General features: G+C 64.7%; 9 protein-coding genes and 1 tRNA gene. 6 read left to right on the top strand and 4 right to left on the bottom strand.

Going from position 1 to position 10,958, the window contains the following annotated elements:
* On the top strand, positions 1-849 hold an 849-nt coding region (locus tag HMPREF3067_RS10350), incomplete at its 5' end, for a 3'-5' exonuclease (RefSeq protein ID WP_141759392.1).
* Positions 850-896: 47 nt separating this feature from the next.
* On the opposite strand, the gene HMPREF3067_RS10345 is transcribed toward HMPREF3067_RS10350, so the two are convergent.
* Positions 897-1,811: a hypothetical protein gene (locus tag HMPREF3067_RS10345; protein ID WP_070769641.1), complete on the bottom strand. Its 915-nt coding sequence runs from the start codon at positions 1,809-1,811 to the stop codon at positions 897-899.
* 113 nt (positions 1,812-1,924) lie between these two features.
* Here HMPREF3067_RS10345 and HMPREF3067_RS10340 point away from each other — a divergent pair, with 113 nt between their 5' ends.
* Positions 1,925-2,476 carry a M48 metallopeptidase family protein gene (locus HMPREF3067_RS10340; RefSeq protein ID WP_070769640.1) on the top strand — a complete coding sequence of 184 codons (552 nt, stop codon included), beginning with the start codon at positions 1,925-1,927 and terminating at the stop codon, positions 2,474-2,476.
* A gap of 37 nt (positions 2,477-2,513) precedes the next feature.
* Here HMPREF3067_RS10340 and HMPREF3067_RS10335 read toward each other — a convergent pair whose 3' ends face one another.
* Positions 2,514-4,001, bottom strand: a complete 1,488-nt coding sequence (locus HMPREF3067_RS10335) for a zinc-dependent metalloprotease (protein WP_070769639.1) — start codon at positions 3,999-4,001, stop codon at positions 2,514-2,516.
* A gap of 81 nt (positions 4,002-4,082) precedes the next feature.
* Here HMPREF3067_RS10335 and HMPREF3067_RS10330 point away from each other — a divergent pair, with 81 nt between their 5' ends.
* Positions 4,083-5,153, top strand: a complete 1,071-nt coding sequence (locus HMPREF3067_RS10330) for a YlbL family protein (protein WP_070769638.1) — start codon at positions 4,083-4,085, stop codon at positions 5,151-5,153.
* Positions 5,154-5,203: 50 nt separating this feature from the next.
* On the opposite strand, the gene HMPREF3067_RS10325 is transcribed toward HMPREF3067_RS10330, so the two are convergent.
* Both HMPREF3067_RS10325 and HMPREF3067_RS10320 read right to left on the bottom strand, forming a co-directional pair.
* Complete coding sequence (locus tag HMPREF3067_RS10325; RefSeq protein WP_070769643.1) at positions 5,204-5,866, bottom strand: hypothetical protein; 663 nt, start codon at positions 5,864-5,866, stop codon at positions 5,204-5,206.
* Between the two features lie 77 nt (positions 5,867-5,943).
* Positions 5,944-6,483 carry a PPA1309 family protein gene (locus tag HMPREF3067_RS10320; RefSeq protein ID WP_070769642.1) on the bottom strand — a complete coding sequence of 180 codons (540 nt, stop codon included), beginning with the start codon at positions 6,481-6,483 and terminating at the stop codon, positions 5,944-5,946.
* Between the two features lie 123 nt (positions 6,484-6,606).
* Here HMPREF3067_RS10320 and HMPREF3067_RS10315 point away from each other — a divergent pair, with 123 nt between their 5' ends.
* The 3 genes from HMPREF3067_RS10315 to HMPREF3067_RS10305 all read left to right on the top strand — a co-directional run bounded on the left by HMPREF3067_RS10315 (position 6,607) and on the right by HMPREF3067_RS10305 (position 10,932).
* Positions 6,607-9,579 (top strand): UPF0182 family protein, encoded by a 2,973-nt coding sequence (locus tag HMPREF3067_RS10315; protein WP_070769637.1) that lies wholly within the window; start codon positions 6,607-6,609, stop codon positions 9,577-9,579.
* 170 nt (positions 9,580-9,749) lie between these two features.
* A tRNA-Met gene (locus HMPREF3067_RS10310) sits at positions 9,750-9,826 on the top strand.
* A gap of 686 nt (positions 9,827-10,512) precedes the next feature.
* Positions 10,513-10,932 carry a hypothetical protein gene (locus HMPREF3067_RS10305; RefSeq protein ID WP_070769636.1) on the top strand — a complete coding sequence of 140 codons (420 nt, stop codon included), beginning with the start codon at positions 10,513-10,515 and terminating at the stop codon, positions 10,930-10,932.
* Positions 10,933-10,958 lie beyond the last annotated feature (26 nt).

Below are 10,958 nucleotides of genomic sequence, written 5' to 3'. Positions count from 1 at the left end.
CCCCGCCGCGACGACCTGCCGGCCGACCCGGTGGCGGTGGCCCGGGCCGCCTTCGCGCCGCTGGGGCTTTCCGAGCGCGAGCCCGACGGCGCCCAGGCCAGGGAGCGCTGGCAGTCTCTAAGCGCCCTGGTGGATCTCATCCGGCAGCTGGTGGACAACCGTCCTGGCATCGACCTGCCCGGGGTGGTCGCCCAGCTGCAGGAGCGCGCCCGCAACAAGCAGAACCCGGTAATGGAGGGCGTTACCCTGGCCACCTTCCACGCCGCCAAGGGCCTGGAGTGGGACGCGGTCTTCTTGGTGGGGTTGAGCGAAAAGCTGTTGCCGCTCAACCACGCCATCAAGTCCGGCAACGCCGAGGACATCGAGGAAGAGCGCCGGGTGTTCTACGTCGGCATCACCCGCGCCCGCGAACACCTGCTGTGCTCCTGGGCGCGCGCGAAGACCACCGGAGCCCGCGCCAACCGGGAGCGCACCCGCTTTTTGGACGGAATAGTCCAGGACCAGACCGCTAACGCGCCGTCGCGGAGGTCCCGGCGCCGCTCGTCCTGCCGCGTGTGCGGGCGCCCGCTGGCCACCCCGGCGGAGAAGTCGCTCGGCCGCCACGAGTTCTGCGCCTCCGATGTCGACGAGGAGCTCTTTGCCCGCCTGCGGGCCTGGCGCAAGGACGTCGCGGCCGAGGCCCAGGTGCCGGCGTACGTGATTTTTTCCGACGCCACGCTGCTGGCCATCGCGGAGCAACTGCCCACGGACGAGGCCGCGCTGCTCAGCGTCTCCGGCGTGGGGCCGAGCAAGATGGAAAAATTCGGCGCGGAAATCTTGAGCCTGGTCTCTGGCCACGTGGCCGGCTAAACAGCACGCTCGCGAGCAAAGCACTGCTCGCGAGCTAACACAGCACACTAGAAGCAGGCGGGGCAGTGCGGGTGCGGCTCGAGGATGCGGTGCGTGGTCTGCCCGTAGACGTCCAAGTCGATGAGCGCTCCGGGCAGGGCCCGGGCGGCGGGAATCCCCGGCGGGGTAGGGGTGCCGGTGACCGCGCCGACTGCCACCAGCGTGTGGGCGGCGATGGCGTGATAGACGGCGAAGTCGTGGGCCGTGGTGTGCTGCCCGTACTGGGCGATGACGGTGGGCCAGGACGGGTCCATGTCGCTGCGCACCAGGTCGAAGCACAGCGGGCAGGGTCCTTCGCCGCGGTAGTGCAGCGGCCCGATGATCCCGCGGGAGTCGATGGCGCTGACCGGCAGCCAGGTAAAGGCCTTGGCGCGGTACCGGGCCAGCAGGGGCGCCCAGTAGAGGGCCTCGGCCAGCTCGTCGACGAGCACGATGGGGGTGTGCGGGGCGGTGTGCGCCAGGTAGGAGCTCATCGTCTCTCGGTCGAAGGGGTTGCGCACCCGGCACCCGTGCGCGCGCAGCGTCTCCGTGACCAGCCCGGCCAGCCGCGTGCGGCCGAGTACCACCACCGCCGGGCCAGGCCCCTGGGTGCGCACGATGCCGTATTTGAGCAGGTCGTCCAGCAGGCTGCGGGAGGCACTCGGCGGCAGGCCTGCCAGGTCCTCCCAGTCGGCGCGCGTGAAGGGATCCGGGAGGTTAGCCAGCGCACGGGCCAGGCGCATGGGCTGGCCGGTGCCAATCAGGCCGGCGCGGGTGGCATCCAGCCCGAACTGCAGCGTGCCCGCATCCCGCGCATAAAACCCCACCCCGGGCGCGAAGCGGAAGCTCTCACCCGCTCCGGCCGGCGGGTCTGTGTCCTCCGGATCGGCGAAAAAGGCCGTGCCCGCATCAGACCTGGCGTTAGTCGTGTCTTCGTTATCCACCTGTGGATTTTCCCCCTCGCCGTGATGGCGTCTCTTCACCCCTTTGAGTAGCGCCCCTGGCGGCATGGCCTTGAGCGCGTGTCCTCATTGGAACACAGCTAGGATGGGCTGTCATGTCGAGACCACAGCAGCCGGGGGAGCCAGCCGCCACCATGCCGGTGCGGGTTATCCGCTCGGCCCGGCGCAAGCGCACCGTCGAGGCCCGAGTGGTAGGCGGCGTCCTCCAAGTCCGGATCCCGGCCTGGATGTCGCAGGCCCAAGAGGACAAGGCCGTGGCCGATATGCGCCGGCAGCTGGCCAAGAAGGCGGCCTCCCCGCACGCCAGCGACGAAAAACTGGCCGAGCGCGCCGAGTACCTCAACCAGACTTACCTGTACGGCCAAGCGCGGGTCGGCTCTATCCGCTGGGTGACCAACCAGAACACCCGCTGGGGCAGCTGCACCCTGACCACGGGCGCCATTCGGATCTCCCACCGGCTGCAGCGGGTGCCGGAATATGTGCTGGACTCGGTCATCATCCACGAGCTGGTGCACACCTTCATCCCCAACCATGGGGAAGTGTTCTGGATGTGGGCCAACAAAGCCCCGCACGCCGAGCGCGCGCAAGGCTATTTGGAGGCCTATCAGCGCTTCGGCGGCGGGGCTGGCGAAATAAACGAAAGCTAAGAGCCAACGCGGGTCAGGCCGGGCGGCCTACGCCGGCTTAGTCGTTCTTCGGGGCGTCGTCCTCGCCCTGGTCTTCGTCGTTGTTCTCGTTATCCTCGTTTTCGGTGTCGTCCTCGGCGGATTCACCGTCGGCGGACTTGTCGGCGTCGGACTTGCCCTCAGCGGACTCGGCGTCGCCGGGCTCGTCCTTGGTGTCCTCGTTGCGCAGCATCTCTTCCAGCTTGGCGAACTCGGCGTCGAAGTCGTCGCTCGGGGCGTCGTCCAGCAGGGCGTCAATGAAGGAGGCCGGGTTGTCCAGCTGCTCAGCGGTGGGCAGCAGGTCGGGGTGCTCCCAGGCGCCGTCGCGCTTGGTCACGCCCACGGCCACGGTGGAGCGGCGCCACAGCTCGGCGGCCTCCCGGACCTTCGGGGCAGCCAGCTCGATGCCGACCACGCGGGAAAACGCCTTCTCGGCGGAGCCGCCGGAGGTGCGCCGGCGGGCCCAGGCCTCGTTCATCGCCGAGGTCGACGGGATGCGGTCCTGCATGGCCTCGGTGACGACGTGCTCGACCCAGCCCTCGACCAGGGCCAGCAGCGTCTCCAGGCGGGAGACGGCCGCGGCGTTGCGCGAGGAAATGCGCGGGGACAGATCCATGCCCTGCAGCTTGCTCATCGCGTCCTGGATGGCCTGCGGATCGCCGGATTCCAGGTTGAGCTCGCGGGTGGCCTCCTCGATGTGGGAGGTGTCAATGACCAGTCCCAGGGCGTATTCCTCCACGGAGGAAACCAGGCGTTCGACCAGCCACGGCACGTGGGTAAACAGTCGCTGGCGGGCGGCCTCCCGGGCCGCGATGTAGACCATGACCTCCTGGGCCGGGATGTCCAGGTCGCGCGCGATGTGCTGGATGTTGTGCGGCAGCATGGCGGTCACCCCGGACGGGGCGACGGGCAGGCCGAAGTCGGAGCCGGTCAGCGCCTGCTGGGCCAGGTCGCCCAGCGCGCGGCCGAGCTGCATGCCGAAATTCATGCCCGACATCTGGTTCATCATCTGCGACAGCGGGCCCATCATCTCCCGGGCCTGCTCCGGCATGGACTCTAATTGCGCCTCGTTCATGTGCTCGGCCACGGGAGTGACCATGCGCTTCCACATGGGCAGGGTGTTTTCTAACCACTCGGTGGAATTCCACGCCGCCACGGTGGAGCTAGCGGTCGGCAGGTCCGTGGAATCATCCAGCCACAGCTCGGCCAGGCGCAGGGACTGCTCGACGGCCTGGGTGTCCTTGTCGCCGACGGGCTTGTCGCTGGAAATCTGCTGGCGGGCGATGCGCTCGGCCATGGTGTAATTAACCGGGCCGGAGTTTTCCGGCGAGTTCATAGACGAGCCCATGCCGGACAGCATCTGCCCGAACTGGTTGAGCATATCGCCTAATCCGCCGCCCCCGGCTCCGCTAAATCCGAAGGCGCCAAACGGGTTCTGGTCGCGGCGATCGTTGTTATCGTCGTCATCATCATTATTGGGGAAAGAAAAGCCGAATCCGTTAGTCATAGTCCCTAATCTACCGTTCGCGCTAAGGCCGCCACCATGCCAACTTAAACGCTGATAGCGAACACGGTAGGCTGTGTGGCCATGACCTCTTCATCCTCGCGCCGCCGGCGCACGCTCGTGTGGGGCGCAATCCCGGTGGTCCTGCTCGGCGCCGCGGTCAGTGTCACCGAGATCCCCGGAACCGATATCAACCTCGCGGTGCCTTATGCCGCCGAGGGGCCTGGGCCGACCGTGAACACCCTGGACGAGGTCGACGGTAAGCCCGTCGTCGAGGTCGACGCCCCGAACACCGATAGTCCGGCCGGGCACCTGAACATGACCACCGTCTCGGTGCGCACGCAGATGAGCCTGATGCAGATGCTGGGCCGCTGGCTGACCAGCGACGACACTATCGTGCCCATCGAGACGGTCATCCCGAAGAATATGTCGCCGGAGCAGATGGAAGAGGCTAACAAGCAGGCGTTCACCGACTCCGAGTCCGCCGCCACGATCGCGGCCATGGACTACTTGGACAAGCCGGTAGAAATCGTCGTCGCCGATCTGACCGAGGACTCCGCGGCCCAGGGCGCCCTGGAGCGCGAGGACGTGATCAAGGCGCTGGACGGGGATGCAGTCGGGGAGCCGCAGGAGCTGCAAAAGCGCATCCAGTCCCACGCGCCGGGCGACGAAGTCACCCTGACCGTCGAGCGCGACGGCAAGGAACGCGAAGAAAGAGTAACGCTGGCTGCTTCCCCGCACGACGAGGACGTCCCGCTACTAGGAATTTTGATGACCACCCAGCCGGCGGAGGACATCAAGGTCAACTACAACTTACAGGATATCGGCGGCCCGTCGGCCGGTATGATGTTCAGCCTCGCCGTCATCGACAAGCTCTCGCCCGGGGACCTGACCGGCGGGCACTTCGTGGCCGGCACCGGCACCATCGGCCCGGACGCGAAGGTCGGGCCCATCGGCGGGATCGTGCACAAGGTGGACGCGGCCGAAGAGGCCGGCGCCGAGCTATTCCTGGCTCCTTCCGCGAACTGCGCAGAGGCCACCAGCCGCGACCACGGCGACATGGTGATCGCCAGCGTCGACACGCTGGATGATGCCATCGCGGCCATGGATGACTTCGACGCCGGGCGCGACGTGAAAACCTGCCCGGCGCAGTAGCGCCGGGCAGGCAGGGCGAAGGCCGCGGGTGCTCCCGCGACGGGGGCGGTTTAGAGGACGCCCATCTCCTCGAGGAGCTCCTCGGGCTCTTCCACGTCGGAGGGAGCCAGCTGCTTCATGACCAGCCCCTTGTCGTTGTCCACGACGGACAGGATGGTGTCGGTGCCCAGGGTGGACCAGCCGACTAGGATGTCGCCCTCGTCCTTGACTACGTGCCCGTTGCGCAGGCCGGTCAGGACCTGGGTGGCCTGGGCGGCCTGGGAGGAGGACTTGTAGAACTGGATGGAGCCGATCTCGGCGCCGGTGCAGTTGTAGGAGTCTCGCATGCCCACGTCATCGCAGCTATCGAACTGGGCGAACAGGGAGCGCGGCGCCAGGCTGGCGAAAATCTCGTAGACCTGAGCGACGGACTCCTCCAGCTTTTCGTCGCCGGCGGCCTGCGAGGACTTGGCGGCCGAACTATCGGCCGGCTCAGACACATCTGTGGCGGACTCCGAAGCGGATTCCGCGGTGCTGGTGGCCGGAGCCGAAGACTCGGTGGACTCCTTTGCTTCGGAGGTCTCGGTCTCCGGGGCCTTGTCCGTTTCGCTGGCGGCCGGGGCGGGATCCGGCTGGGGATCCTCTTCTGACTGGCCACAGGCGGCCAGGCTCAGCGCGCACAGTCCGGTAGCGGCGGCCAGGCTCGCCCGGCGGAAACGGTTGGCAAGACGCACGGGATCAATCTCCTCAAAGAACATCGCGATAGGGAACCAAGCGGGGCTGGATAAACCGTAGCCCCGTTTCTTACAGCTTAAACTACCTCATCCGGGTCCTGCTCCAAGCCATAGCGCAGGGCCGCGAGCACCCCCGGCGCCACGTCGGGGCCCCCGCGCAGTTGGATATCGTCTTGGGCGAAGGGGCCGGCGGCTTCCAACTCCTCCTCGGTGGGGCGCAGCTGCAGCAGGGTCAGCTCCACGCCCTCCTCGCGCAGCACGCCGGAATACAGCCGCGCCGGGCGGGCCGGGGCGTCTGCCCCCGCGGCGGCGTCTCGGAACTTGATCTCCTGGGCCAGGACCACGCCTTCCACGTCGTGCGGCCACGCCAGCCGGGAGACGTAGTCGGCCAGCTCCTCCGAACCCGGCTCCAAGTTTTCGGGAAGGTTATCTTGCACGATGAGCGTCAACGGGGCGTCATCGTGAGCGCCCAAGTCGTCGAGCTGCGCGGCCACTAAATCCGTGGGCACGAGGGCGAAAAGGGTAGGGGCGGCGTCCCACCCTTCGGCGTGGACAAACTCGACGGCCTCCCGCATGGCTTTGTTAAGAGCTGGCTGGGAATTGCTGGGGGAACTCATGAACATCCTTATTCGTTGTCACTTTAGTGCTTGCTTAAACTGGAAGCCTATAACTTTCTATATTCGCACGATAATTGATTGGAGCTGGCGTTGGTTTCAAACCTATCCCAACCCGCTGCCCCTATGAAGCGCCCGCCGCGCGTGCTGGGCTGGATCGTGGGCATCATTGCGATCCTCGTCATCGTGGGCCCGATTTTCGTCGGGCTCTACACGGACTGGAAGTGGTTCGGCGCGATTGACTACCGCGGCGTCTTCACCACGGCCATCATCGCCCGCATCGTCCTCTTCCTAGTCGCGGCGGTCTTTTCCGCCCTGGTGGTGGCCCTGGCAGCCCACTTCGTCTGGCGGGGCAGGCCCGACAGCCTGGACGCGGACATGGGGGACCTGAATTCCCCGGTCTACCAGTACCGGCAGTCGATCGAAAAGACCATGAACACGGTCCTGAAGTTCCTGCCCATCCTGATCGGCCTGGCCGCGGGCTTCATCCTCCAGGGCTCCTGGCGGATCGTGCTGTTGTTCTTCAACGGCAATGACTTCGGCGTACAGGATCCCCAGTTCCACCACGACCTGGGCTTCTACGCCTTCACCCTGCCGGTCGTCCGCCTAGTGGTCAGCTCGCTGAGCGTGCTCGCCGTGGTCGCCTTCCTGATCGCTCTCATCGGCCACTACGTGCTGGGCGGCATCCGCTTCGGCAACCAGGCCGCGGGCGTGAAAGGCCAGGTCTCCAAGCCGGCCCGCGTCCAGCTGGCCGTGACCGCCGGCATCTGGATGCTGCTGCAGGTCGCCGGCTACTGGCTGGACCGTTACGACCTGCTGACTAATACCAACGAACTGTTTACCGGTGCCTCCTACACCGATATCAACGCCTACCTGCCGGCGAAGATCATCCTCATGGTCATCGGCGTCTTCGTTGCCATCGCCTTTTTCGCCGCCGTGGTGATCAAGGACCTGCGCATCCCCGGCCTAGCCGTGGTACTGATGCTGGTGTCCTCCCTGGTCATTGGCAACGGCTGGCCGCTGCTGATGGAGCAGTTCTCCGTCCAGCCGAACCGGCAGATGAAGGAAGCCGAATCCATCGAGCGCAACATCGCGTCCACGCGCTTTGCCTACGGGATTACGGATGATGATGTTGACTACGTCGAAAACTGGGGCGCCGAGGAGGTCCCGGACGCCAAAGTGGCCAAGGACGAGGAGACCATCAACAACCTGCGTCTTCTGGATCCGGACATTCTTAGTGAGACCTTCACCCAGATGCAGCAGCTGAAGAACTTCTACGGCTTTCCGGAGACCCTGGCCATGGACCGCTACGAGGTGGACGGGCAGCTGCGCGACTTCGTGGTTGCCGCCCGTGAGCTGGACCCGAACGCCTTGCAGGAAAACCAGCAGGACTGGCTGAACCGCCACACGGTCTACACCCACGGCAACGGCTTCATCGCGGCCGAGGCCAACAAGGTCGATGAGGTCGCCCGCGACGCCGGCTCCTCCCGCGGTGGTTTCCCGGTCTTCACGGTCTCCGAGCTGGATACCCAGGAGGCCGAGGAAGACCGCGAGGGCGAGGTTCGTGACGCCGAGGAGGAGCTGGGCATCAACGTCCAGCAGCCGCGCGTCTACTACGGCCCGGTCATCGCTTCCGCGGACGACGGCCTGGACTACGCCATCGTCGGCCAGACCGGCGATCGCTCCGTAGAGTACGACACGGATTCCAGCACCTTCACCTACGACGGCCAGGGCGGCGTCGACATTGGCAACATCGTCGACCGCACCATCTACGCGGCGAAGTACCGCGAGCTGAACTTCCTGCTGTCCGACCGCGTGGGCTCCGAGTCGAAGATCCTCTACGACCGCGATCCGCGCGAGCGCGTGGAGAAGGTCGCGCCGTGGTTGACCACGGATTCGTCGACCTACCCGGCCGTTATCGACGGCAAGATCAAGTGGATTGTCGACGGCTACACCACGCTGGAGGCCTTGCCGTACTCGCAGCGCACCACCCTGTCGGAGACCACCCAGGACGCGCTGAACCCGGACGGGACCACCCAGCGTCTCATCAACGACCAGGTCGGCTACATCCGTAACTCGGTAAAGGCCGTGGTGGATGCCTACGACGGCACCGTGGACCTCTACGAGTTCGACACCGAGGACCCGGTCCTGAAGGCCTGGGAGGGTGTCTTCCCAGACGTCGTGAAGCCGGAGTCGGAGATCTCCGACGAGCTGCGCGAGCACTTCCGCTACCCGGAGGACATGTTCAAGGTCCAGCGCGACATGCTGGCCCGCTACCACGTCGATGACCCGGGCGTGTTCTTCAACAACGACGCCTTCTGGTCCGTGCCGGAAGACCCGTCCGCGGCGGAGGGCGCCCAGGCCAAGGATCAGCCGCCGTACTACGTGATGGCCCGCGATCCGCAGTCGGAGGAAGCCAGCTTCCAGTTGACCACCACCTACCGTGGCCTGCGCCGTCAGTTCCTCTCGGCGCACATGACGGCGACCTCCGACCCGCAGAACTACGGCAAGATCACCGTGCGCGTCCTGCCGACGGATACGCAAACCCAGGGTCCGAAGCAGGCCCAGGACGCGATGATGTCCTCTGACCAGGTTGCCCGCGACCGCTCCCTGTGGGAGGGCACCAACGAGCTGGAGAACGGCAACCTTCTGGCCCTGCCGGTCGGTGGGGGAGAGATCCTCTACCTGGAGCCGATCTACTCCAAGCGCGCCGATCAGGAATCCGCGTTCCCGAAGCTGTTGCGCGTGCTGATTTCCTACAAGGGCCGCGTGGGCTACGCCCCGACGATTAGTGAGGCCCTGGAACAGGTCGGCATCGACCCGGAGGCCGCCCAAGACATCGAGGAAGTCGATGGCCGCGGTAGCGCAGGCGACAAGCCGGACGCGGATAGCTCCGGCGACGACAAGGACCAGGAGGCTTCCGCCTCTGACCCGGCCAGCGCCCCGGCGGATAGCGCTGCTGGCGATGCCATCTCCGGCATCAACGACGCCCTCAAGGGCATCGAGGACGCCCGCGGCGGCTCCCACGAGGAGTACGGCCGGGCCCTCGACAAGCTAGACGAGGCCGTCAAGCGCTACCAGGACGCTGAGAACCAGTAACTAGGTGCTAGGCGACCGCGCCCACCCGGCCCCCGCACCCCGGACGATATGCCGGGTGCGCTGGGGATTTGGGTGGGCGCATTATTGTCTGTATAGTTACAGGAGTCGCCGACACAGAGGGGCACAATAAAACCCACTGTGGCAAGCGCAGATGTTAGAAGTCATCTCGACGCGGGGTGGAGCAGCTCGGTAGCTCGCTGGGCTCATAACCCAGAGGTCGTAGGTTCGAATCCTGCCCCCGCTACCAACTTCCAAGCCCCTACCAGTGGAAACGCTGGTAGGGGCTTTAGTTATTTCTCTTAAAGAGCACGTCCTGGGACTCAAATCGGGACTTTAGCGATGGCATTTTGTCACTTAAGCCGGTTTGGAAGTGATGCTGTCCTGCTGTGGAAGCTTAAAAATAAACGAAGGATCCTTGCTTCCACAGCAGGACAGCATAACCACTCCGGCGCCATCGAAGAACGCAGGAACAAAGACAAAGTTAATAGAGCGCGAAGATGGCAACCAGCTAGTTAGCATTAGTGATGGAGAGGCCCCTTTGGAACTTTCTTTTGAGCTCTCAGATTCCTTTCTTGAAAAGCTTCCAAGCGGACACATTCTAGTACGTCCAGCAGAAGGTGAGGCACCTAGCGCATACATTGAACCTGCTTGGGCCAAAGACGTCTTTGCGAACGTAGTGACGGAGCCTTGCAGCTCGTGGGTGCAACCTCACCGCAAGAATGGTTAGGCCAGATAGAATTCGGGGCGACGACCATGCTTGTGCAGAGAGTTGGAAAGGAAACGGCCTTGAGGGGGTTGTTTCTGTTGAGTCAACTACTGAAAGAAGGAAGTACAATAATTTTAGTCGATGCCCACTTGTTGGGGAAAAAGGGGGATGAATGGACGGGCGGGCTCAGGTGGTGAATGCATCTATACAGCTAGGAGGTTGTGTAGATGTCAGGTGATGAGAAGCTACGTGAGCGGTTTGTGGAGGCGTATCTGCATGATGCGCGTCCGGTGCCAGTGATCCTGAAGGAGTTGGGCGTCTCGAAGGTTCAGGCGAGGGCATGGCGCCAAAGCGAGGGGCTTAACCGTGCTCGGCGTCAGCGGAGTTTGGTTGACAAGCAGTATCAACAAGTTGTCGCTCTGGTTGAGAGTGGCCGATCTGTGCTCAGCGCAATTGAAGAGGTCGGGTTTCCTCAAAGTCTGGCTTATCGCTACCTTGCTCAGGACGGGTTGGAGCTCGTCCGAGGCAATCGCGGTGGAACGGCACAACATGACCGGGATCGCATTGCCCAAGCTCTAAAGCTGGTTGATGCTGGCAAAAGCTATAAGCAGGCAGGCCAGGTGGTTGATCGCAGCGCTGACACGTGAAGCGTCCTGGGTTTAGTTCCTACCTC

Source organism: Corynebacterium sp. HMSC04H06 (assembly GCF_001815935.1).
Lineage (GTDB): Bacteria > Actinomycetota > Actinomycetes > Mycobacteriales > Mycobacteriaceae > Corynebacterium.
The sequence above is the reverse complement of the archived record's forward strand: the minus strand, read 5'-3'. Positions and strand labels throughout refer to the sequence as shown.